21 protein-coding genes, 2 tRNA genes and 1 pseudogene are annotated in these 21,226 nt (G+C 71.0%); 7 read left to right on the plus strand and 17 right to left on the minus strand.

Annotation, left to right across the window (positions count from 1 at the left end; translation table 11 throughout):
- Window positions 1-98: 98 nt before the first annotated feature.
- The gene (locus AMK16_RS15925; RefSeq protein ID WP_073915159.1) at window positions 99-1,049 is read left to right on the plus strand and encodes a hypothetical protein; all 951 of its coding nucleotides are present in this window, start codon (window positions 99-101) and stop codon (window positions 1,047-1,049) included.
- A gap of 44 nt (window positions 1,050-1,093) precedes the next feature.
- Here the strand turns inward: AMK16_RS15925 and AMK16_RS15930 are convergent, their stop codons facing one another.
- The 6 genes from AMK16_RS15930 to AMK16_RS15955 form a co-directional block, all read right to left on the minus strand.
- Window positions 1,094-1,369, minus strand: a complete 276-nt coding sequence (locus AMK16_RS15930) for a hypothetical protein (RefSeq protein WP_073915162.1) — start codon at window positions 1,367-1,369, stop codon at window positions 1,094-1,096.
- Window positions 1,370-1,554: 185 nt separating this feature from the next.
- Window positions 1,555-2,841, minus strand: coding sequence for an ATP-dependent Clp protease ATP-binding subunit ClpX (gene clpX / locus AMK16_RS15935; protein WP_073915165.1), 1,287 nt, complete (start codon window positions 2,839-2,841; stop codon window positions 1,555-1,557).
- Between the two features lie 153 nt (window positions 2,842-2,994).
- Entirely contained in the window at window positions 2,995-3,645 is a 651-nt protein-coding gene (locus AMK16_RS15940; RefSeq protein WP_073916161.1) for an ATP-dependent Clp protease proteolytic subunit, read from the minus strand.
- Window positions 3,646-3,734: 89 nt separating this feature from the next.
- A complete protein-coding gene (locus AMK16_RS15945) occupies window positions 3,735-4,352 on the minus strand; it encodes an ATP-dependent Clp protease proteolytic subunit (RefSeq protein WP_073915168.1) in 618 nt (205 codons plus the stop codon).
- A 274-nt stretch (window positions 4,353-4,626) separates the two neighbouring features.
- Complete coding sequence (tig, locus tag AMK16_RS15950) at window positions 4,627-6,015, minus strand: trigger factor (RefSeq protein ID WP_073915170.1); 1,389 nt, start codon at window positions 6,013-6,015, stop codon at window positions 4,627-4,629.
- Window positions 6,016-6,202: 187 nt separating this feature from the next.
- Window positions 6,203-6,279, minus strand: a tRNA-Pro gene (locus AMK16_RS15955).
- A gap of 168 nt (window positions 6,280-6,447) precedes the next feature.
- On the opposite strand from AMK16_RS15955, the gene AMK16_RS15960 reads away from it, so the two are divergent.
- A tRNA-Gly gene (locus AMK16_RS15960) sits at window positions 6,448-6,518 on the plus strand.
- Window positions 6,519-6,588: 70 nt separating this feature from the next.
- Here AMK16_RS15960 and AMK16_RS37215 read toward each other — a convergent pair.
- From AMK16_RS37215 to AMK16_RS37225, 3 genes and pseudogenes are all read right to left on the minus strand, one after another.
- The gene (locus tag AMK16_RS37215) at window positions 6,589-6,741 is read right to left on the minus strand and encodes an integrase (protein ID WP_242438777.1); all 153 of its coding nucleotides are present in this window, start codon (window positions 6,739-6,741) and stop codon (window positions 6,589-6,591) included.
- Window positions 6,742-6,750: 9 nt separating this feature from the next.
- A pseudogene (locus AMK16_RS37220) lies at window positions 6,751-6,864 on the minus strand (tyrosine-type recombinase/integrase); the annotation flags it as partial.
- Entirely contained in the window at window positions 6,809-7,084 is a 276-nt protein-coding gene (locus AMK16_RS37225) for a hypothetical protein (protein WP_338014450.1), read from the minus strand. The gene AMK16_RS37225 and the pseudogene AMK16_RS37220, both read right to left, overlap by 56 nt.
- Between AMK16_RS37225 and AMK16_RS37230 the strand changes: the two genes are divergently transcribed.
- Both AMK16_RS37230 and AMK16_RS15975 read left to right on the plus strand, forming a co-directional pair.
- Entirely contained in the window at window positions 7,056-7,466 is a 411-nt protein-coding gene (locus AMK16_RS37230) for a hypothetical protein (protein ID WP_242438741.1), read from the plus strand. The genes AMK16_RS37225 and AMK16_RS37230 overlap by 29 nt on opposite strands.
- Window positions 7,467-7,475: 9 nt before the next feature.
- Window positions 7,476-7,682 (plus strand): Imm32 family immunity protein, encoded by a 207-nt coding sequence (locus AMK16_RS15975; RefSeq protein WP_073915175.1) that lies wholly within the window; start codon window positions 7,476-7,478, stop codon window positions 7,680-7,682.
- Window positions 7,683-8,139: 457 nt separating this feature from the next.
- On the opposite strand, the gene AMK16_RS15980 is transcribed toward AMK16_RS15975, so the two are convergent.
- The 7 genes from AMK16_RS15980 to AMK16_RS16015 form a co-directional block, all read right to left on the minus strand.
- A complete protein-coding gene (locus AMK16_RS15980) occupies window positions 8,140-8,334 on the minus strand; it encodes a membrane protein (RefSeq protein ID WP_030008564.1) in 195 nt (64 codons plus the stop codon).
- 171 nt (window positions 8,335-8,505) lie between these two features.
- A complete protein-coding gene (locus tag AMK16_RS15985) occupies window positions 8,506-8,970 on the minus strand; it encodes an HD domain-containing protein (protein WP_073915177.1) in 465 nt (154 codons plus the stop codon).
- Window positions 8,967-10,373 (minus strand): pyridoxal phosphate-dependent decarboxylase family protein, encoded by a 1,407-nt coding sequence (locus AMK16_RS15990; RefSeq protein ID WP_073915179.1) that lies wholly within the window; start codon window positions 10,371-10,373, stop codon window positions 8,967-8,969. Before AMK16_RS15990 ends, AMK16_RS15985 begins: the two co-directional genes overlap by 4 nt.
- A gap of 1,255 nt (window positions 10,374-11,628) precedes the next feature.
- Window positions 11,629-12,510 (minus strand): ABC transporter ATP-binding protein, encoded by an 882-nt coding sequence (locus AMK16_RS34225; protein WP_107417166.1) that lies wholly within the window; start codon window positions 12,508-12,510, stop codon window positions 11,629-11,631.
- A gap of 224 nt (window positions 12,511-12,734) precedes the next feature.
- Window positions 12,735-13,877: a PP2C family protein-serine/threonine phosphatase gene (locus AMK16_RS16005; protein WP_073915183.1), complete on the minus strand. Its 1,143-nt coding sequence runs from the start codon at window positions 13,875-13,877 to the stop codon at window positions 12,735-12,737.
- Between the two features lie 298 nt (window positions 13,878-14,175).
- Window positions 14,176-14,985 (minus strand): Fpg/Nei family DNA glycosylase, encoded by an 810-nt coding sequence (locus AMK16_RS16010; RefSeq protein WP_073915185.1) that lies wholly within the window; start codon window positions 14,983-14,985, stop codon window positions 14,176-14,178.
- A 75-nt stretch (window positions 14,986-15,060) separates the two neighbouring features.
- Entirely contained in the window at window positions 15,061-15,546 is a 486-nt protein-coding gene (locus AMK16_RS16015; protein ID WP_073915187.1) for a ribose-5-phosphate isomerase, read from the minus strand.
- 217 nt (window positions 15,547-15,763) lie between these two features.
- On the opposite strand from AMK16_RS16015, the gene AMK16_RS16020 reads away from it, so the two are divergent.
- Window positions 15,764-17,197 carry an amino acid permease gene (locus tag AMK16_RS16020; protein ID WP_073915189.1) on the plus strand — a complete coding sequence of 478 codons (1,434 nt, stop codon included), beginning with the start codon at window positions 15,764-15,766 and terminating at the stop codon, window positions 17,195-17,197.
- Between the two features lie 72 nt (window positions 17,198-17,269).
- On the opposite strand, the gene AMK16_RS16025 is transcribed toward AMK16_RS16020, so the two are convergent.
- Window positions 17,270-17,854, minus strand: coding sequence for a biotin transporter BioY (locus tag AMK16_RS16025; protein WP_073916164.1), 585 nt, complete (start codon window positions 17,852-17,854; stop codon window positions 17,270-17,272).
- Between the two features lie 285 nt (window positions 17,855-18,139).
- Here AMK16_RS16025 and AMK16_RS16030 point away from each other — a divergent pair, with 285 nt between their 5' ends.
- Together AMK16_RS16030 and AMK16_RS16035 are read left to right on the plus strand one after the other, a co-directional pair.
- A complete protein-coding gene (locus AMK16_RS16030) occupies window positions 18,140-19,537 on the plus strand; it encodes an amino acid permease (protein ID WP_073915191.1) in 1,398 nt (465 codons plus the stop codon).
- A 145-nt stretch (window positions 19,538-19,682) separates the two neighbouring features.
- On the plus strand, window positions 19,683-21,119 hold the full coding sequence (locus tag AMK16_RS16035; RefSeq protein ID WP_073915193.1) for an amino acid permease: 1,437 nt from the start codon (window positions 19,683-19,685) through the stop codon (window positions 21,117-21,119).
- Window positions 21,120-21,226: the final 107 nt, after the last annotated feature.

Raw genomic sequence — 21,226 nt, forward strand, 5'->3', positions numbered from 1 at the left:
GTCATGAAACCGGTAATCCCGGGGCCCGCCGCCCTGCCCGGTACGGGCTTGGGCCAGGATGTGAGAAACAGATAAGCAACCTCATTGGGGGACGCGGGATGAGCTACAACCAGCCGGGGCCGTACGGCCAGCAGCCGCAGCAGCAGCCGCAGCAGCCGGGACCGTACGGGCAGCAGCCCCCACCGCCCGGCCCCTACGGCCAGCCCGCGGCCCCCCAGCCCGGCTACGGCTACCCGCAGCAGCCGGGCGTCCCGCCACAGGGCTACCCCCAGCAGCCCCAGCAGCCCCAGCAGCCGGGCTACGGCTACCCCCAGCAGCCCCCGTACGGCGGGATGCCCCCGCAGCAGCCCCCGAAGAAGTCCAAGGCCGGCGTCGTCATCGCGGTGGTCGTCGCGGTCGCGGTGGTCGCGGGCGCCGGCTGGTACTTCATCAAGGGCGGCGGCGCGTCCGGCGCCATCGCGGCGGACACGAAGGGCTACAAGCTGTCCTACCCCGCTGCGGTTGACGGCTACCAGAAGGCACCGGAAGCCTCCGGTGCCCCTGCGGCCGACGCCCCGGTCACTGGGGACGGCAAGACCAAGGCCGAGGCGCTCGGCGTGAAGAACGCACACAACGCGACCGCAAAGTACCGGATCGGTACGGACGGGAAGGGCAAGCAACTCGCGGCCAACGGCCTCTGGGGCGAGATCTCCGATCCGGAGAAGTCGGTCGACGGCTATTACGCCGGGATCGGCCAGAACAACAAGGAAACCGAGAAGCTCGGGTTCACGTACGAACTGGTCGGCACTCCGAAGAAGTTCACCCCGGCCGGATTCAAGGGTGCCGTGATGAAGTGCGCCCACATCAAGATGATCAGCACCAAGCCCGGCACGGGCAAGACGCCCAAGGACATCGAGATCCCCTCCTGCGCCTGGGGCGACCACTCCACGCTGGTAGGCATCAACTCCGCCGACCCGGCTACCTTCCTGGTGGGCGGCAGCAGCGGCAGCCTCGACGAGGTGGCCGACCTGACGGCGAAGCTCTACAACACCGCGCGCTCCAAGGCCTGACAAGGGCAAGGGCCCAGCATGTGCTGGGCCCTTGGGCCATGACGTCAGTCACGCGCCGCCTGGTAGCACGCCTCGTTGGCGTCGTCATACTTCACACCAAGCTGTATCAGCATGCCGAAACAGACCTGCGCGCCAACGAAGCCCCCTTCACCGTGATTGCACGCGCTGATGACGCCGTCCCGAACGTTGTATCCCAGGTTCCGCATGTAGTTCGTGCAGTCACCGGACGTGGCCTGGGCGGGTGATGCCGCCAGCATAGGCAGCGCACCTGCCATTGCCGTCGCCACCGCCATCCCGATGATCCGTCGCGCCTTACTCATGCACTTACTCCTTGCCGATCATGATTACTACCAGTCAGTAGTTCACTCGTCGGGCAGCGCGAAATCCAGAGCAAATCGAATATATGGCCGACTCTCGTACTTATTGGCCGATCTCCACATGCAAGGAGGGCCCCTTCCAGCCAGTCGGCTGGAAGGGGCCCTCCTTGCATGGCGCCTCGTCGCGGCTACGCCGACTTCTCGTGCGGGCCCTGGTCCTTCGGGACGATGCGCGGGACCAGCGTCGGATTGACGTTGGAGCGGACGACATCGGCGGTGATGACCACCCGGGCCACGTCCTTGCGGGACGGGACCTCGTACATCACCGACATCAGGACCTCTTCCATGATGGCGCGCAGGCCGCGCGCGCCCGTCTGGCGCAGGATCGCCTGGTCCGCGATGGCCTCCAGCGCCTCGCGCTCGAAGTCCAGCTCGACACCGTCGAGTTCGAACAGCCGCTCGTACTGCTTCACCAGGGCGTTGCGCGGCTCGATCAGGATCTGGAGCAGGGCCTCGCGGTCCAGGTTGTGCACGGAGGTGATCACGGGGAGACGGCCGATGAACTCGGGGATCATCCCGAACTTCACCAGGTCCTCCGGCATGACCTCCTGGAACTGGTTGCTCGCCTCGATCTCGCGCTTCGAGCGGATCGTCGCCGCGAAACCGATGCCCTTGGCGCCCGCACGCGACTCGATGATCTTCTCCAGGCCGGCGAAGGCGCCGCCCACGATGAAGAGCACGTTCGTCGTGTCGATCTGGATGAACTCCTGGTGCGGGTGCTTGCGGCCGCCCTGCGGCGGGACGGAGGCGGTCGTGCCTTCGAGGATCTTCAGCAGCGCCTGCTGGACGCCCTCGCCGCTCACGTCGCGCGTGATCGACGGGTTCTCGCTCTTGCGGGCGACCTTGTCGATCTCGTCGATGTAAATGATCCCGGTTTCGGCCTTCTTGACGTCGTAGTCAGCCGCCTGGATCAGCTTGAGCAGGATGTTCTCGACGTCCTCGCCGACATACCCGGCCTCCGTCAGCGCCGTCGCGTCGGCGATGGCGAACGGGACGTTCAGCATGCGCGCGAGCGTCTGCGCCAACAGGGTCTTGCCGGAACCGGTCGGGCCGAGCAGCAGGATGTTGGACTTCGCGAGCTCGATCGCGTCGTCCCGGCCCTGCGCGCCGCCGTTCTCGCCGGCCTGGACCCGCTTGTAGTGGTTGTAGACCGCGACGGAGAGCGCCTTCTTCGCCGGCTCCTGGCCGACGACGTAGCTCTCCAGGAACTCGTAGATCTCACGGGGCTTGGGGAGTTCCTCCCACCGGACCTCGGAGGTCTCCGCGAGTTCCTCTTCGATGATCTCGTTGCAGAGGTCGATGCACTCGTCGCAGATGTACACACCGGGTCCTGCGATGAGCTTCTTCACCTGCTTCTGGCTCTTTCCGCAGAACGAGCACTTGAGCAGGTCGCCGCCGTCACCGATGCGTGCCACGAGGTGCTTCCCCTTCGCCTGGGAGACGCCTGGTTCAGCGCTCCTGGTGCCTCATATCCGACGGTACCTTGCCAGGGGCCCCGAGCGGGGCCCCCTTGACGCGGTTCACATCGCCGAATTCGACGGCGTGTCCACGCCCATTGATGGCAAGGATCAGTTCGAGCTCTTACGCGTGGAGACGACCTGGTCGATCAGGCCGTACGCGAGAGCGTCCTCGGCAGTGAGGATCTTGTCGCGCTCGATGTCGTCGCGGATCTTCTCGATCGGCGTCGTCGAGTGCTTGGCCAGCATGGTCTCCAGCTGGTCCCGCATGCGCAGGATCTCGTTGGCCGCGATCTCCAGGTCGGAGAGCTGCTCACGGCCGGTGCCGCCGGAGGGCTGGTGGATCAGCACACGGGCGTTCGGCAGCGCCATGCGCTTGCCGGGGGTGCCGGCGGCGAGCAGGACCGCGGCGGCGGAGGCCGCCTGGCCCATGCAGACCGTCGAGATGTCCGGCTTCACGAACTGCATCGTGTCGTAGATCGCCGTCAGCGCCGTGAAGGAGCCGCCGGGGCTGTTGATGTAGATGGAGATGTCGCGGTCCGGGTCCATCGACTCCAGGCACAGCAGCTGCGCCATGACGTCGTTGGCGGACGCGTCGTCAATCTGCACGCCGAGGAAGATGATGCGCTCCTCGAAGAGCTTCGCGTAGGGGTCGTACTCGCGCACGCCCTGCGAGGTGCGCTCGACGAAGCGCGGGATGACGTAGCGGTTGTCCACCTGCGGGCCGTTGTGGAGGCCGCTCGCGGGAGAGAGGTTGTTCATGTACATCGGGGTGTTCACCGTCCTGGTGGCGTTCTGCGGGCTGAGGCTTGCCTGGTACGGGGGGACGTACGAGAGGTCGCGCGCCGGGGTCAGGCCCCGGTGCCGCCGCCGCCCGGAACCAGGGACGCGGCGGAGATGATCTCGTCGATGAGGCCGTACTCCTTGGCCTCCTCCGCCGTGAACCAGCGGTCGCGGTCGCCGTCGCGGATGATCGCCTCCACCGTCTGGCCCGAGTGGTGCGCGGTGATCTCAGCCATGCGCTGCTTCGTGCGCAGCAGGTACTGGGCCTGGATCTTGATGTCCGAGGCGGTGCCGCCGATGCCGGCGGAACCCTGGTGCATCAGGATGTCGGTGTTCGGGAGGGCGAAGCGCTTGCCCGTCGTGCCGCCGGTGAGCAGGAACTGACCCATCGAAGCGGCCATGCCCATGCCGATGGTGACGACGTCGTTCTTGATGTACTGCATGGTGTCGTAGACGGCCATGCCCGCCGTCACGGAGCCACCGGGGCTGTTGATGTACAGGTAGATGTCCTTCTCCGGCTCCGCGGCCAGGAGGAGGAGCTGCGCCGTGATCTTGTTCGCGATGTCGTCGTCGACCGGCTGGCCGAGGAAGATGATGCGCTCGCCGAGCAGCCGGTTGTAGACATGGTCGCCGAGGCCGCCACCGATGGACGGCTCACCCGCGGCGTAAGGCATCAGATTCGTCACGTATCCACCTGCTCGTCTCCGACGGCCATGTGCCGTCTCAGCGTCTCGTTCTGGGGCGCGGCCCTGCCGGTGCGGACAAGCCGCCGACTCCGGGTACTCCCGTGCCCTCGTATTCATGGACCCTAACGCGCAGGTGGGACAACACCATCCCGCTTCCCGAACTGTTCGCTCGGAGCGCAAGGTCCGCAAGCCTTTAGGGCCCTGTGCCGAGGGGCCCGGACGCGACTGCGTCCGGGCCCCTCGGGGTGGTGCTCAGCGGGCTTCGCCCGGGGTGTTACTTGGCCTCGTCGTCCTTGGCCTCGTCCGCACCCTCGACGGCGGCCTCGGCCGCCTCGGCGGCCTGCTCCTCGTCCTCGTCGGAGAGGTCGACGACCTCACCGTTGGTGTCGACGACCTTGGACGCCTCGACGACGACCGCGAGGGCCTTGCCGCGGGCGACCTCGCCGACCAGCATCGGGACCTGGCCGCCTTCGACGACGGCCTGGGCGAACTGGTCGGGGGACATGCCGGAGGAGGCGGCGCGGCGCATGAGGTGCTCGGTGAGCTCCTCCTGGTCGACGCCCAGCTTCTCCTTGTTGACCAGCGCGTCGAGGACGAACTGGGTCTTGATGCCCTTGACGGCCTGCTCGGAGGTCTCGGCGTCGAACTCCTCGACCGTCTTGCCCTGGAACTCCAGGTACTTCTCGATGGTGAGGCCCATCTGGCCGAGCTGGTGGTGCTCCAGGTTGTGCTTGCGGGTCTTGACCTCGTCCGCGAGGAGCTTCTCGGGGATCGGGACCTCGACGAGCTCCAGCAGCTTCTCCAGGACGCGCTCCTGGGCCTGCGTGGCCTGGTCGTACTGCTTCATGTTCTCAAGGCGCTTGCGGCTGTCCGCCTTGAGCTCCTCGAGGGTGTCGAACTCGCTCGCCATCTGCGCGAACTCGTCGTCCAGCTCCGGCAGCTCACGGGCGGCGACCTTGGTGACCTTGACGGTGACCTCGGCGTCCTTGCCCTCGGCGGAGCCGCCCTTCAGCTTGGAGGTGAAGGTGGCCTCGCCACCGGCCTCCAGGCCCTTGACGGCCTCGTCGATGCCTTCGAGGAGCTCGCCCGAGCCGATGGTGTAGGACACGTCGCTGGCAACGCCGTCCTCCAGCACCTCGCCGTCGACCTTGGCCTCGAGGTCGATCGTGACGACGTCGCCGTCCTGGGCGGCGCGCTCGACGTCCTTGGTGGACGCGAAGCGGCCGCGCAGCTGCTCGACCGACTCCTCGACGTCCTCGTCGGAGACCTCGATGGCGTCGACCTCGACCTCGATGCCGGAGTAGTCCGGGATCTCGATCTCGGGACGGACGTCGACCTCGGCGGTGAAGGCCAGCAGCTCGCCGTCCTTCAGCTCCGTGATGTCGACCTCGGGCTGGCCCAGCGGGTTCAGGTCGGCCTCGGTGACGGCCTCGGTGTAGAACTTCGGGAGGGCGTCGTTGACGGCCTCCTCCAGCACCGCACCGCGGCCGAAGCGCTGGTCGATGACGCGGGCAGGGATCTTGCCCTTGCGGAAGCCCTTCACCGTGACCTGCTGGTTGATCTTCTTGTACGCCGCGTCGAGGCTGTCCTTGAGCTCCTCGAAGGGCACCTCAACAGTGAGCCGAACCCGAGTCGGGTTCAGGGTCTCCACGGCGCTCTTCACGGTTCGGTCTCCTTGTGGCTGACTGCTGGGGGGTTCTGCCGTCACGCTGCGATTCAGCGGTTCAGCGGACTTCGGCCCGGTACATCAGACACACGGGCACGCAGCTTGCATAGTAACCGCAAGCGGCAATCAGCCCACAACGCGATCTTGTGGTGGCTCTCGATCGGGACGAAGGAGAGACTGCTGGTGGTCGGGGTGGCCGGATTCGAACCGACGACCTTCCGCTCCCAAAGCGGACGCGCTACCAAGCTGCGCCACACCCCGTCGGTGCGACACGTAGGGTACATGCCCGGAGACCCTCTGATGTGCGGGGTTTCCCGACCGGCTTCCGGCGCACCCGGCCGCGGGCACGTATGCGGTGTGCGCATCCCCGGCTCGACCCGCTAGGATGCTGTCCGTGCCGCGGCCTTCCGGACCTGCGGCGCGCGCGTTGCGGGCGTAGCTCAATGGTAGAGCCCTAGTCTTCCAAACTAGCTACGCGGGTTCGATTCCCGTCGCCCGCTCTGAAGCACGAAGGGCCAGGTCAGAGGACATCTCCTCCGCCTGGCCCTTAGTCATTCCCAGGGTCTGCAATCAGTCCTGCGTGTCCCCCGCGTGCCCCTTGCCCTTGCGCGTGTTCTTCCGCGTGCCCTGCACGAGCTTGCTCAGCGCATCGGCGATCAACCGGTCCCGGTCGGCGCTGGCGTGCTGATAGATCAGCGCGGCACGGGCGGTGCTGTGACCCATCCGCGCCATCAACTCCCGCGTGCTCGCGCCGGTTGACGCGGCCAGGGTGTTCCCCGTGTGCCGAAGATCATGGAAATGAAGCCCCTTGATCCCGGCCTTCCGGCACGCCTTGTGCCACAGCAGGTTGAAGTGGTTCCGCCGAGGAGTCGCCCCCCTGGCCGACGTAGGCCTTGGCCACGGTGGTGGGCCCCGTCCCGCCGGCCAGCTTGTCGGCACGCCAGCTCCGTACGAGCGGCGGCGAGATCTCCGTCAGGTTGACGGCGCCGAGGACCGGCTCCAGGTGGTGCTTGAGGAGCGAGCCGTAGAGCTGCCGCGTGGTGCTGGTCAGCTCGCGCTTTTTAATCCAGGCAACGGCCTACGGCCCGGAAGGCAACCTTCCTGGCGTCCGGATCCTGCCAGTCGCCACGGCGTATCTCGGTCTGTTTGTCGGCAAGCCAGTCGTCAGCGTCCCTCTTCGTACGGAACGTCTCGGGCGCGGGACGGAGCTGTCCGTCCGGGCCGAGGTACCGGGCCTGGTACCGGCCGGAAGGCAGCTTCCGGACCCGTTCGAACTGACGGCGCCTTCCGGCCATCAGGCAGCCACCCCCAAGCCGCGACGGCGCGGCTCGATCGTGTTCGCGGTGATGAATGCCTGGACGGCGCCGCGACCGGAACCCTCTCCCGACAGCGGGCAGCGCCGCATGGCGCGAGAGACCGAAGCGGTCACTCGATCGGCCGCACGCTAGCTTGACCGCATGGATGAACCGCTGATCAAGGTCCAGAGTTCAGCTGGCGAGACTCTCATCAAGGCCAACGCGGAAGGGCTTCGCGTCCTCGCGGAGCGGCTGTTGGAGCTCGCCGGCCCCGGCATACGGAGCGGGCACCACCTTCACCTCGATGCGGGTGTTGACCTTGAGGATGGCTCGTCCAGCCTCGTTCTGGAGCGTGCCGACTCGCTCTAGGCGCCCTCACCTGCTCGCACGGCCCCGAAGATGGTGGCTGCTCGAACTGCTGCCGCTCGCCACCACTGTCCCCCAGGGCTCAGCGGGGCGTGTCCCCCGCGTGCCCGAACGGGAGGACTGCTGTGGGGAGCCGCGGGGAATGCCGGGGAGGCTGGAGGGGACGTGCAGCTCAGGGGGTTGGCTGGTGACGGGGAAGGTGCGTACGCGATCTTCCAAACTAGCTACGCGGGTTCGATTCCCGTCGCCCGCTCTTGATGGCTCAGGGCCAGGTCAGAGGATTTTTCCTCCGCCTGGCCCTGATGCGTTTCTGCGGACCTGGCGCCGACGCGGGCACGGGAGGGCCTGCTCAGGCCCGGCCGAAAGTGGGTACGCCGGGAGCGCCGTCGGGACGAAGGGCGCATCTTGGGATGCGGGGCTTCGTCGCGGCAGCGGGAGCTCGACCGGTCGTGCCGTCCGGCTAGAGCTTGATGTTCGCGATCATCGTCGCGAGGGAGTTCAGGAAGCGGTTCACGTCGTCCGCGATCGAGCTCGACGCCAGGAAGAAGCCGAAGAGGGCCGCGACGATGGCGGGGCCCGTCTTGATGTGGTTGCCGCGGATCAGCACCACCAGGATGACCGCCAACAGAACCACCACTGACAGCGAAATGGCCACTACTGATCACACCTTCGGTCGTCCCCTGGTCGGCCCGGGGCGCACGGCACACCCCCACATGGACCATCCTCCCACCAACAGGGGCCTTGTATCCGCCCCGTGACGAATCACCATCGTTCCGTTTCCGCCAACCACACGTGCACACGTCATATTTCGGGCACGTGGCGGGGGTCATCCGGCGGTGAGGCCGAGGAGGGAGCGGACATAGGCGTACTTCGCGGACAAGCGCTCGCGCGTGGGGCCGTCCAGTGCGCAGAGCCGTGCGGGGTCGGCGTTGTGGGCGAGGTCGGCCTCCTTGACCAGCAGGGCGCCCGGTGTGGCGAGGATGCGGGCGGCGTAGTCCTCCAGCGCTTCGCCCGGACGTTTGGTGAGGGCGAGGACCATGTCCTTCACGGTGCGGGGCAGGGCTGCGGATTCCAGCCAGGCCGGGCTCAGGGCCCCGTCCTCGATGGCGTCGTGGAGCCAGGCCGCCGCCTGCTGTCCGGGGTCGCCACCGCGCAGGCGCACGCCCTCGGCCACGGCCGCGAGGTGTTCGGCGTACGGCCGGCCGGCCTTGTCGGTCTGGCCCTCGTGCGCGGTGCGCGCCAAGGTCTCGACCTCGATGAGGGTCAGGGGGCGGCTCGTCGGGCTCGTCATGCGATCTCCCTCGCTGCTGTCCGCAGGGCCCGGGCGACCCGGTGCGCGTCCGCCTGTGTCGTACGCCAGTTGGAGAACGCGGCGCGCAGGGCCGGGGTTCCCTCGTGGACGGTGGGCGTGACGAAGACCTCGGCGGCCACGGCCTCGCGCAGGGCGGTCAGGCGGGCCGGGGTGGGGTCGGCGGCCAGGGTGAAGCAGACGACGTTGAGGTGGACCGGGGCCAGGAGCCGCAGGGCCGGTTCGCGGGAGAGCTGCTCGCCCAGCGCGCGGGCGCAGGCGATGTCGCGTTCGACGATCTCCCGGTGGCCGTGGCGGCCGTAGGCGCGCAGCGTGAACCAGGCGGCGAGGGCGCGCAGCCGGTGGGAGTTCTCCGGGGTCAGGTGGACCAGGTCGGGGTGGTCGCCGAGGGGGCCGAGGTAGGCGGCGGAGTTCTGGAAGACGCGGGCCTGCAGGTCGGGCCGGCGGGTGAACTGCACGGCGCTGTCGTAGGGGACGTTGAGCCATTTGTGCAGGTCGATGCAGAGGGAGTCGGAGGCGTCGAGGCCCTTCGCCAGGTGGGCGTGGTCCGGGGAGAGGGCGGCGAAGGCGCCGAAGGCGGCGTCGGTGTGCAGCCAGAAATCGTGGCGGGCGCGGAGGGCGGCGACGGCCTGGAGGTCGTCGTAGTCGGCGGTGTTGACGGTGCCCGCGTTGGCGACGACGACGGCCGGGCCGGGCGTGTCGGCCAGTGCGCGGTCGAGGGCGGCCGGGTCGACGGCCTCGCGGCCGGGCAGCGTGGGGACCTTGACGAGGGAGTTGCGGCCGAGCCCGAGCACGGACAGGGCCTTGGCGATGGAGGAGTGCGGGGCGCCGGAGAGGACCCGGGCGGGGCCGAGGGCCCCGGCGCCGTCCTCGGCCGGGCAGACGCCGAGGCGTTCGCCGAGCCATTCGCGGGCGATGGCGAGGCCGGTGGTGTTGGACATGGTGGCGCCGCTGACGAAGGTGCCGGAGTGGTCGGCGGAGAGGTGGAAGAGCTCGCGGAGCCAGCCGATGGTCTCGCGTTCGAGGTCCTGGCCGGCGCCGTCGAGGGCGGAGTTGGAGTTCTGGTCGTGGGCGGCGGTGAGCCAGTCCCCCGCGAGGGCGGCGGGGGTGGCGCCGCCGGTGACGAAACCGAGGTAGCGGGGGCCGGCGGAGGCGGACAGGCGGGGCTCCCAGCGCTCACGGAAGGCGGCGAGCGCGGCCTCTGTGCCGGTGCCGTGCTCGGGCAGGGGCGGGGGCGAGGAGAGGGACTCGGGGGCGTCCGGCCTGACGCGGGACGGTACGACGGGACGCGCGTCCAGGGTGGAGAGCGCGTCGGCGGCGGCGCGTCGGGTGGCATCGAGCAGATCGGGAAGCCGGGCGAGATCGGCGGCGAGCGTACGGTCCATGCCCGCACGGTATGCGCCCGCCGGCGCCCGATGACCGGCCAATCCGACCGGAGTGGCCCACGGGGCGGGTGGGGCCGCGGGGCCGCGGGGCGGCCCGGAGCGGGGCCGCGGGCCGGAGGCCGGGGGCCGCGGGCCGCGGGGCTGCGGGCCGCGGGGCTGCGGGGCTGCGGGTCAGCCCCAACCGGAGCGGGCACCCGCGGCAGCGGGTCAGCCGGACAGCCCGAACCGGAGCGGGCACGTGTGGCGCGCGGCAGCGTGCCACCCGAGCGAGGCACGCGCGCCCCCAGGACCCCAGCCCAACGGCCACGGCTCGCAAAGCAGCCGGTCGGCCCGGGCCGGAGCGGGCACGTGCAGACACGGGGCCTCCGGGCACTAAGCAGGCCCTCCGGCCCTCCGGCCCCCCGCGCACCCGAGCAGGACGCGGAGCTCCGGCGCACACGGCGGGCACGGGACTCGGCCCACCAGATCGGGCAAGCGGCGGCGCGGGGACCGGCCCACCCAGCGAGCCACGCAGGACAGCCGGGCAGCTCGCCGGAACGGGCACGCGCGGTCGCGGGCCCGGGCCACGGGCAGGCAACCAGGGTCGCTGCCACCTGAGCGGACACGGGGCGCAGCGCAACCGCGTGGATACCTGACGGCGCCGGGCACCCGGCCCAGCCGCGCGAGCCACGGAGGGGGCACCGGCCCAGCCGCCCAGCTGCGCGGGCGATCGGGGCACGGGCCACCGGCGAACCCGAGCAGACACACCCCAGCCTGGACACCGCCGGCCCAGCCGCCATCCCCGCGTGCACGCGGAGGCGCGGGCCCGGCGCACCCGAGCAGACACACCGCGGGCGGACCCCAGCCCAGCCACCACCACCGCGCGGCCGCGGGTCCGGCGAAGCCCGGGCCACAGCGTGGACCCCCGACTCAGCCGCCCGGCTCCGCGTGCACGGCGAGGAACGGGTCCTGGGCGAACCCCAGTCAACACACCGCAGCGCGGGCCCCAGCCCAGCCGCCCCAACCCGCGCGGGCTCGGCGCGGGCCCGGCGAACCCGAGTCGGCATACCCCAGCGTGGAGTTCCCGCCCGGCCGGGCGGGTGCCCGGCAGCGCGGGGTGCCCGGGCGGACGCGGGGGTGGGGGGCTGGTCCGGCCGGGGTGGTCGGGCGGGTGCGTCGGGCGTCACGCTGCCGTCATGGAGTGGTGGCGGGGTGGTGGGGGCCGGTCCGGCCGCCGGGGTGGTCGGGCGGGTGGGTTGGGCAAGTGGGTTGGGCGTCAGGCTGCCGTTGTGGGGGGGGGGGGGGGGGTGGGGGTGGGCGGGTGGGGGGCGGGGGTGGGGGTGGGGGCGTGCGGGAGGTGGGGCGTGATCAGGCCGTCGGCGAGGTGGATCACCTGGTCGGCGTGTGCGGCGGCCGCCGGGTCGTGGGTGGCCATGACGACGGTGGCGCCCAGGGAGCGGGCGGCGGACCGGAGCAGTCCGAGGAGCTCGGCCGCGGCGGTGGTGTCGAGGGCGCCGGTGGGTTCGTCGGCGAAGACCACCTCGGGCCGGGTGACGAGCGCCCGGGCGAGGGCGACGCACCGGCGCCGGCCGGCGGACAGCTCGGCGGGGCGGCAGCGGCCCTTGCCCTCCAGCCCGACGCGGGCGAGCAGGTCGGCGGCGCGGGCCCGGTCCCGCGCCGAGGAGCCGCCACCGCGCAGTCGCAGTGGCAGCAGCACGTTCTGCTCGACGGTCAGGGAGGGCAGGAGGTTGGGGGCTTGGAAGACGAAGCCGAGCCGGTCGCGGCGCAGTCCGGCGAGCGCGTCGCCGTCCATGCCGGTGATCTCGGTGCCGCCCAGGCGGACGGAGCCCCCGGTGGGCACGTCGAGTCCGGCGGCGCAGCGCAGCAAGGTCGACTTGCCGGATCCGGAGGGGCCCGTCACGGCGGTGAAGCTGCCGTGCGGCAGGCTCAGGTCGATGCCGCGCAGCGCGTGCACGGGGGCGGCGCCGTGTCCGTAGCGGCGCCGTACGCCGCGCAGTTCGACGGCGCCGGGCTCGGTGACGGTGACGACCGGGACGGCGGCGGGCTCGGTGACGGCGCCGGGCTCGGTGACGCCGCCGGGCGCCGGCGGCCCCACCGCCGTCCCGGTCGTCACCGTCCGGCCGCGCCGTCGCACCATCGTCCCGGCCGCCGCCACCGCCTGGTCGCGCCGCCCCGCCGACGGCGCGACCGCCGTCCCGGTCGCCGTCGTTGTCTGGTCGCGCCGCCCGCTGGTTTGCCGGATCCCCATGGTGTGCCGCCTTCCGAGACGTCGCTGGTGATGGCTCAGACGCTACGGATCGCGGTGCGGCCCGGGCCATGGCGCAGCCCGGCCGGTCGGGGGTGGGGCAGGCCCCACCCCGGTCAGGGGGAGCGCCGGATCAGCAGGAGCGCGCGGTCGTCGTTGACGTCCTTGGCGACCTTTTCGATCAGGTGCCAGGCCGCGCCCTCCCAGCCGGCGGCGACGTAGCGGTCGGCCTCGCCGGTGAGCCGGTCGATGCCCTCGCTGATCTCGCGGTCGGCGGTCTCCACCAGGCCGTCCGTGAAGAGCATGAGGACGTCGCCGCGGCGGAGGTTCCCGGCGGCGGCGGTGAAGTCGGCGCCGTCGTACACGCCGAGCAGGGGGCCCTCGCCGGTCTTCTCCTGCCAGCGGCCGGTGCCCGCGGACAGCTGGAGGGCGGGCAGGTGGCCGGCGGAGAGCAGTTCGTAGTCGCCGCTCTCCAGGTCCAGTACGAGGTGGATGGAGGTGGCGAAGCCCTCGTCCCAGTCCTGGCGGAGCAGGTAGCCGTTGGCGGCGGGCAGGAAGCCGTGCGGGGGCAGCGCGCCGAGCAGGCCGCCGAAGGCGCCGGACAGCAGCAGCGCGCGGGAGCCGGCTTCCATGCCCTTGCCGGAGACGTCGGTCAGGACGACTTCCAGGGTCCGGCCGCCGTTCGTACGGGCGGCGACGACGAAGTCGCCGGAGAAGGACTGGCCGCCGGCCGGGCGCAGCGCCATCTCGCGGTGCCAGCCTCTGGGCAGGGAGGGCAGTTTGCTCTGTACCCGGATCCGTTCGCGCAGGTCGAAGAGCATGGTGCCGCCGCGTCGCCAGGGCACGCCGACGCGGCTGCGGAACTGGGCGATGACCAGTCCGAAGAACCCGCAGGCGGCGACGACGAGGACGGTGCCGGGGGTGACCCGCGCCGGTCCGAGGGCGTAGGGGCCGAGCACGAGGGCTTCGACGATCAGTGCGGCGGCGGAGGCGGCGTACAGGGCGAGGAGACTGGCGGGGCGCAGCAACAGCCCGCCGGCCACGATGGGCAGGACGAGCGCCGAGGGCGAGAACCAGACGGGCAGCATGAGCGTGCCGCAGGCGATGGCGGGGACGGTGGCGAGCAGTCCGGCGAAGGCGAGCCAGTCGGAGGCGTCCCCGCGGAAGTAGTCGACGGCGGATTTGCGCAGGGCGGTGCGGGCCCGGTGCGACAGCATGCGCGTCCGGGCCATGAGCGTCTCCACTTGTGCTCCGGCCATTGCACCGGGACCCTATCCATCCCGGCCGTGGATGCGCAGGGGTACCCCTGGACCCGCGGCCGGGCGGGACCTCAAAACGCTTCGGCCGGGCCGAATTGTGTGGGTCGGGGTGGCCCTGCGGCTTGCGGGATGCGCGCATTGCGGCCTGGTGAGCGGGATGTCCGGCAGGAGCGCAGGGAACTGGAGTTCGAAGGTGCGCCGCCCCGGTGCCGCCCTCCCGGCCAACCACCCCGGTGCCGCCCCCCGGACCGGCCGCCCCGCCCGGCCTCCCGCCCGGACCCCGACCGGCCGGGCGTCCCTAGCGGACCTGGCATCCCGGGCACCAGAAGAGGTTGCGGGCGGCGAGAGCGGCGGTGCGGATCTCGCCCCCGCAGATGTGGCAGGGCAGGTTCGCCCGCCGGTAGACGTACACCTCGCCGCCGTGGTCGTCCACCCTCGGCGGGCGGCCCATCGCCCCGGGCAGGTGCTCGTCGCGGACGGTGTCGATGCGGTTGTTCCGTACGCCCTCACGCATCAGCGCGCCCAGGTCCGCCCACAGGGCGTCCCATTCGCGGCGGGTGAGGTCCCGGCCGGGCCGGTACGGGTCGATGCCGTGGCGGAAGAGGACCTCGGCCCGGTAGACGTTGCCGACGCCCGCGACGACCTTCTGGTCCATCAGCAGGGCCGCGATGGTGGTGCGCGAGCGCGATATCCGGGCCCAGGCGCGGTCCGGGTCGTCGCCGTCGCGCAGGGGGTCCGGGCCGAGCCGGGCGCTCGCCGCCCGCTTCTCCTCGTCCGTGATCCACGCGCAGGTGGTGGGGCCGCGCAGGTCCGCGTACGAGTCGTCATTGGCCAGGCGCAGCCGGACCGTGTCGGTGGCGGGCGGGGCCGGGGCGGGGCCGAGCGCGTACTTGCCGAAGAGGCCGAGGTGGATGTGGATCCAGCCGCGCTCCGCGAAGCCGAGGAAGAGGTGTTTGCCGTGGGCGTCGGCCGTCTCCAGCACGCGGCCGTCCAGCAGGGCCGCGGTCTGCGCGAACCGGCCCTGGGGGCTGCTGACGGCGACCGGCCGGCCGGCGAACCGCTCGCGGTGGTCCTCGGCGAGGCGGTGGATCGTATGCCCCTCGGGCACGGCAGGGCTCCTCGGATCAGCTCGTACGAAAACGGCCGTGCCGCCCCCGCGGGGCGGCACGGCCGGAGAGTGGTGTCAGCCCTGGGGGTGGTGGGCCGGGACGGGGGGCAGCTCGCCGGTCTGCTCGTAGGCGCGGAGCATGTCGATGCGGCGCGTGTGGCGCTCCTCGCCCGAGTACGGGGTGGCGAGGAAGGCCTCGATGAAGCTGACGGCCTCGTCCTGGGTGTGCATGCGGCCGCCGACGGAGATCACGTTGGCGTTGTTGTGCTCACGGCCGAGCTGGGCGGTCTGGACGCTCCAGGCCAGGATGGCGCGGACGCCCTTGACCTTGTTCGCGGCGATCTGCTCGCCATTGCCGGATCCGCCGATCACGATGCCGAGGCTGTCGGCGTCCGCCGCGGTCTTCTCCGCGGCGCGCAGGCAGAACGGCGGGTAGTCGTCCACCGCGTCGTAGATGTGGGGGCCACAGTCGACGGGCTCGTGGCCGTTGTTCTTGAGCCAGTCCACCAAGTGGTTCTTGAGCTCAAAGCCGGCATGGTCGGATCCGAGGTACACGCGCATGGGACGAGTGTGGCACGAGGGCGGCGGGGAGGGGGTGGCGGGTGTCGCGTAAGTCACTTCTAAAGCTCAAGTAAACCCAAAGAACGCAGATGAGACACCCCGGGGCAAGGTCTCGGCCGTTCGTCCGAGCGCAACGATCCGGATTGGGGTCTTCCGCCCGTGTTCATCTCAGGTTTGAATGCCGGGGCTCGCAACCCGAGAACCTAAGGATCCGTCCATGAGCTCCACGACGACCCTTCAGAAGGCAGGCGACCCCTCCGGTGAACCCGGTGGAGTCCAGCCCTCCGACGGTCTGAAGGCCGGTCTCAAGAACCGCCACCTGTCCATGATCGCCATCGGCGGTGTCATCGGCGCCGGACTCTTCGTCGGCTCCGGTGGCGGCATCGCCAAGGCCGGCCCCGCCATCCTGGTCTCCTACGCGCTCGTCGGCGCGATGGTGGTCTTCGTGATGCGGATGCTCGGCGAGATGGCCGCCGCCAGCCCGAACTCGGGCTCCTTCTCCGCCTACGCCGACCGCGCGCTGGGCCGCTGGGCCGGCTTCTCGATCGGCTGGCTGTACTGGTTCTTCTGGGTCGTGGTGCTGGCCGTGGAGGCCACCGCCGGTGCGGCCATCCTGGAGGGCTGGATCCCGGCCGTCCCGCAGTGGGCCTGGGCCCTGATCGTGATGGCGGTGCTGACGGTCACCAACCTCGGCTCGGTCGCCTCGTACGGCGAGTTCGAGTTCTGGTTCGCGGGCATCAAGGTCGTCGCCATCGGTGCCTTCGTGATCGTCGGCATGCTGGCCGTCTTCGGCCTGCTGCCGGGCTCCGACAACCCGGGGGCGGGCTTCGCGCACCTGACCGACACCGGCGGCTTCATGCCGGGCGGCTGGGGCTCGATCCTCACCGGTGTGCTGATGGTCGTCTTCTCCTTCATGGGCAGCGAGATCGTCACGCTGGCCGCGGGTGAGTCCGAGGACCCGCGCCGCGCGGTCACCAAGGCCACCAACTCCGTCATCTGGCGGATCGGTGTCTTCTACCTGGGCTCGATCTTCATCGTGCTGACGCTGCTGCCGTGGAACGACCCCTCGATCACCGAGAAGGGCTCCTACGTCGCCGCCCTCGACTCGATCGGCATCGCCCACGCCGGCACGATCATGGAGGTCATCGTCCTGACCGCCGTGCTGTCCTGCCTCAACTCGGGCCTCTACACCGCCTCGCGGATGGCCTTCTCGCTCGGTGAGCGCGGGGACGCGCCGAAGGCCTTCGCCAAGGTGAGCAAGAGGGGTGTGCCGACCGTGGCGATCCTGGGCTCGGTCGTCTTCGGCTTCGTCGCCGTCTACTTCAACTACGCCTTCAAGGACACGGTCTTCAACTTCCTGCTGAACTCCTCGGGTGCGATCGCGCTCTTCGTGTGGCTGGTGATCTGCCTGACCCAGCTGAGGATGCGCGGGATCCTCATGCGCGAGGTGCCGGAGAAGGTCACCGTCAAGATGTGGCTCTTCCCGTACCTGACGTGGGCCACGGCCGGGATGATCACCCTGGTCCTGGTCTACATGCTCTTCGACGACGCCAACCGCGAGGTCGTCCTGCTGTCGGTGCTGGTGGCGGCCGTGGTGGTGGCCGTCGGCGTGGTGCGCGACATGCGCCGCAAGGCCGCCGAGCGCGTCTGACCCCGGACCGTACGCGAGCAGCCCCGGACCGCCGAGCGCGGTCCGGGGCTGCTGCCGTACGGGGGGGGGTGGTCAGCCGCGGCGGCCCGCCAGCTTCCAGGCGGCCGGCAGGGCGCCCATCGCCAGGGCGGCCTTGAGCGCGTCGCCGAGGAGGAACGGCGTCAGGCCGGCCGCGACGGCGGCGCCCAGGGACATCCCGGTCGCGCCCATCAGGTAGGGCACGCCCACCGCGTAGATCACCGCGGAGCCCAGCACCATCGTGCCCGCCGTACGCAGCACCGAGCGGTCGGCGCCGCGCCGCGCGAGGGCGCCGACGAGGGTGGCGGCGAGCAGCATGCCGAGCACGTAGCCGAAGGAGGCGCCGCCCGCTCCGGAGGTGCCGTTGGCGAACCACGGCACGCCCGCCATGCCGACGAGCGCGTACAAGGCCAGCGACAGGAAGCCCCGGCGGGCGCCGAAGGCGGCGCCGACGAGGAGCGCCGCGAAGGTCTGGCCGGTGACCGGGACCGGGGAGCCGGGGACCGGCACCGCGATCTGCGCGGCCAGCCCGGTGAGCGCGGCTCCGCCGGCGACGAGCGCGATGTCGCGGACGCGGCTCGCGGGCAGCAGGTCGGCGAGGACGGCGCCGGGCCGGAAGGAAACGGAAGCGGTGCTCATCGAGGGCTCCGGGAGGTCGAGGTGACGGACGATCACCGACGTTAGCCCGCGCTCCGCCGCCGCCCCACCGCCGCCCGGCACAAAGGCGTACTCCCCGGTTTGGTGGGGACCGCACAAAGGCCCGGAGCCACATCCGACGCGACGTGATCCGCATCACGGGGCAGATCCGACACCGCGTCCGTTTTGCACGGAAGACCGCCGCTCAGGGAGACTGTAGGGTCCCGCCAATCCAGATGCGGCAGCCCCCACCGCCGCTGGGCCGAACGAGAGTACGAGCACCCCTTCATGCGTGACCGCCTGCCCGACGCACCTCCCACGCCGGGCGATCTGCCCGCGGAGCCCCTCAGCCACAGCCTCAAGCAGCGCCACCTGACCATGCTGGGCCTCGGCGGCGTGATCGGCGCCGGGCTCTTCGTCGGCTCCGGCGCCGGAATCGGCATCGCCGGCCCGGCGATCATCTGCTCCTACCTGCTCGCGGGCGTGCTCGCGATGCTGGTGATGCGGGCCCTCGGCGAGATGTCGGCGGCGATGCCCGCCTCCGGTTCCTTCTCCGTCTACGCGGAGAAGGCCCTCGGCCGCTGGGCCGGCTTCTCGGCGGGCTGGCTGTACTGGTTCCTGCTGGTGGTGGTGCTCGCCGTGGAGGCCACCGGCGCCGCGAAGATCGCCAACGGCTGGGTGCCCTCGGTCGCCCAGTGGGTCTGGGTGCTCCTCTTCATGGTGGTCTTCACCGCCGCGAACCTGGCCGCCGTGCGCAACTTCGGCGAATTCGAGTTCTGGTTCGCCGCGCTGAAGGTGGGCGCGATCGTGCTCTTCCTGATCCTCGGCACCCTCGCGGTCTTCGGTCTGCTGCCCGAAACCGACCCGGTGGGGCTGGCCAACCTGACCGGCCGGGGCGGTTTCTTCCCGGCCGGCTTCGGCGGGGTCGTCGCGGGCATGCTCGCGGTCGTCTTCGCCTTCGGCGGCCTGGAGGTCGTCACCATCGCGGCAGCCGAGTCGGACGACCCGGCCCGCTCCGTGGCCCGCGCCGTGCGCAGCGCCGTGTGGCGCATCCTCTTCTTCTACGTCGGCTCGATGCTGGTGATCGTGACCCTGCTGCCGTGGGACTCCCTGGAGCCGGGCGAGAGCCCGTACGTGGCGGTCCTGGACTCCATCGGCATCCCGGCCGCCGGCCAGATCATGAACGTCGTGGTGTTCGTGGCCCTGCTGTCGGCGCTCAACGCGAATCTGTACGGCTCCTCGCGCATCGTCTTCTCGCTGGCCGAGCGCGGCGAGGCGCCGAAGGCGCTGCTGAAGGTGTCGGGCGGCGGGGTGCCGCGCCGCGCGGTCTTCGCCTCGGTGGCCTTCGGCTTCGTCTCGGTGGTGCTGAACCTGCTGTGGCCGGACACGATCTTCCTGTACATGCTCAACGCGGTGGGCGCGGTCCTGCTGTTCGTGTGGGCGCTCATCGCCGTCTCGCAGCTGAAGCTGCGGCGCCGCATCGAGCGGGAGATGCCCGAGCGGCTCACCCTTCCGATGTGGTTCTTCCCGTACGCGACCTGGGCCGCGCTGGCGGGGATGGCCGCGGTGCTGGTGCTGATGCTGTTCGATGACTCGGCCCGCCCGCAGCTGCTCTGGTCGAGCGGCGCGGCCGCCGCCGTGCTGCTGGTGGCGTGGGTGCGGGAGGTCCGGGCCCGCCGGGCCTGACCTGCGGTGACGAGAGGGAACGGGCCCGGGACCGAGGTCCCGGGCCCGCTCGCTTGCGCGGGCGTACGGTCACGTCACGTGAAACGCGCGTCCGGATGCTGGACACCGACCATCCGATTATCGGACGCTCGGCACACTGGTCCGCATGATCCCGAGCACCGTCACACCCCCCGAGAAGCAGCCGGCGACCGCCGCCGCCGGCGCCGGTCCCGAGGCCGGTTCCGACAGCGGATCCCCCCTCGGCAACGGACTCAAGCAGCGGCACCTGTCGATGATCGCGCTCGGGGGTGTGATCGGCGCCGGCCTCTTCGTGGGTTCGGGCGCCGGCATCGCCGCCGCGGGACCCTCGATCGTGTTCGCCTACGCCGCCTCCGGGCTGCTGGTGATGTTCGTGATGCGGATGCTCGGGGAGATGTCGGCCGCCGACCCCGCCTCCGGCTCCTTCTCCGTCCACGCCGGACGGGCGATCGGACCCTGGGCCGGCTTCACCGCAGGCTGGATGTTCTGGACGCTGCTGTGCGTGGGCGTGGCGATCGAGGCCATCGGCGCGGCGCACATCATGACGGGCTGGTTCCCGGGCACCCCGTCCTGGATGTGGGTGCTGGTCTTCATGGCGCTCTTCTGCGGGTCCAACCTGGCGGCCGTCTCGAACTTCGGCGAGTTCGAGTTCTGGTTCTCCGCCCTCAAGATCGGCGCCATCGGCCTCTTCCTGGGCCTGGGCGTCATGGCCGTCCTCGGCGTGCTGCCCACCACCGCCTCCCCGGGCGCCGCCAACCTGCTGCACGACGGCGGTTTCCTGCCGAACGGCGTGGACGGCCTGCTGGTCGGCCTGCTCGCCTCGGTCGTCGCCTACGGCGGGCTGGAGACGGTGACCATCGCGGCCGCCGAGTCGCAGGACCCGGTCAAGGGCGTCGCGAGGGCCGTGCGGACCACCATGTGGCGGATCGCGATCGTCTACGTCGGCTCCATGCTGGTCATCGTCACCCTGCTGCCGTGGAACGACCCGGCCGTGACGGCCGACGGCCCGTACGCGGCCACCCTGGACCGACTGGGCATCCCCGGTGCCGGCCAGATCATGAACGTGGTCATCCTGATCGCTCTGCTGTCCGCGATGAACGCCAACATCTACGGCTCCTCCCGGATGGCCTACTCCCTCGTCTCCCGCGGCCAGGGCCCCCGGGCGCTGGGCAAGGTCACCGGCCGGGTGCCCCGCCGGGCGGTGCTGGCCTCCTCCGGCTTCGGCTTCGTCACCGTACTGCTGTCCTACTGGTACCCGGACACCCTGTTCGCCTGGCTGCTGAACATGGTCGGCGGGGTCATCCTCGTCGTCTGGGGCTTCATCGCCGTCTCGCAGTTCGTGCTGCGCCGGCGGCTGGAGCGCGAGGCGCCCGGGAAGCTCGTCGTGCGGATGTGGGGCTTCCCGTACCTGACCTGGGTGGCGCTGGCCGGTGTGGCGGGGGTCCTGGTGCTGATGGTCCTGGACGAGGACACCCGGCTCCAGGTGATCTTCACGGGCGGTCTGACCCTCGCGCTGGCGGCCACCGGCCTGGCCCTCCAGCGCCGGGCCGCGGCGCGGTCCTGACCCCCCCCACCCACCCGGCGAAGGCGGGCTGCGCGCATCGGCGCGGGGCCCGCCTTCGCCGTTGCCCGGGCGCCCTTGCGCATGACACGGGACAAATGCTGCTAGCG

Source organism: Streptomyces sp. CB00455 (assembly GCF_001905445.1).
GTDB lineage: Bacteria > Actinomycetota > Actinomycetes > Streptomycetales > Streptomycetaceae > Streptomyces.

Bases quoted from the DNA above. Each gene is read 5' to 3' on its own strand.
- AMK16_RS15925 (WP_073915159.1), top strand. From the start codon at position 99: ATGAGCTACAACCAGCCGGGGCCGTACGGCCAGCAGCCGCAGCAGCAG.
- AMK16_RS15930 (WP_073915162.1), bottom strand. From the start codon at position 1,369: ATGAGTAAGGCGCGACGGATCATCGGGATGGCGGTGGCGACGGCAATG.
- AMK16_RS15940 (WP_073916161.1), bottom strand. From the start codon at position 3,645: ATGAACAACCTCTCTCCCGCGAGCGGCCTCCACAACGGCCCGCAGGTG.
- AMK16_RS37215 (WP_242438777.1), bottom strand. From the start codon at position 6,741: ATGGGTCACAGCACCGCCCGTGCCGCGCTGATCTATCAGCACGCCAGC.
- AMK16_RS15975 (WP_073915175.1), top strand. From the start codon at position 7,476: ATGGATGAACCGCTGATCAAGGTCCAGAGTTCAGCTGGCGAGACTCTC.
- AMK16_RS15985 (WP_073915177.1), bottom strand. From the start codon at position 8,970: ATGACGAGCCCGACGAGCCGCCCCCTGACCCTCATCGAGGTCGAGACC.
- AMK16_RS15990 (WP_073915179.1), bottom strand. From the start codon at position 10,373: ATGGACCGTACGCTCGCCGCCGATCTCGCCCGGCTTCCCGATCTGCTC.
- AMK16_RS34225 (WP_107417166.1), bottom strand. From the start codon at position 12,510: ATGGTGCGACGGCGCGGCCGGACGGTGACGACCGGGACGGCGGTGGGG.
- AMK16_RS16005 (WP_073915183.1), bottom strand. From the start codon at position 13,877: ATGGCCGGAGCACAAGTGGAGACGCTCATGGCCCGGACGCGCATGCTG.
- AMK16_RS16015 (WP_073915187.1), bottom strand. From the start codon at position 15,546: ATGCGCGTGTACCTCGGATCCGACCATGCCGGCTTTGAGCTCAAGAAC.
- AMK16_RS16020 (WP_073915189.1), top strand. From the start codon at position 15,764: ATGAGCTCCACGACGACCCTTCAGAAGGCAGGCGACCCCTCCGGTGAA.
- AMK16_RS16025 (WP_073916164.1), bottom strand. From the start codon at position 17,854: ATGAGCACCGCTTCCGTTTCCTTCCGGCCCGGCGCCGTCCTCGCCGAC.
- AMK16_RS16030 (WP_073915191.1), top strand. From the start codon at position 18,140: ATGCGTGACCGCCTGCCCGACGCACCTCCCACGCCGGGCGATCTGCCC.
- AMK16_RS16035 (WP_073915193.1), top strand. From the start codon at position 19,683: ATGATCCCGAGCACCGTCACACCCCCCGAGAAGCAGCCGGCGACCGCC.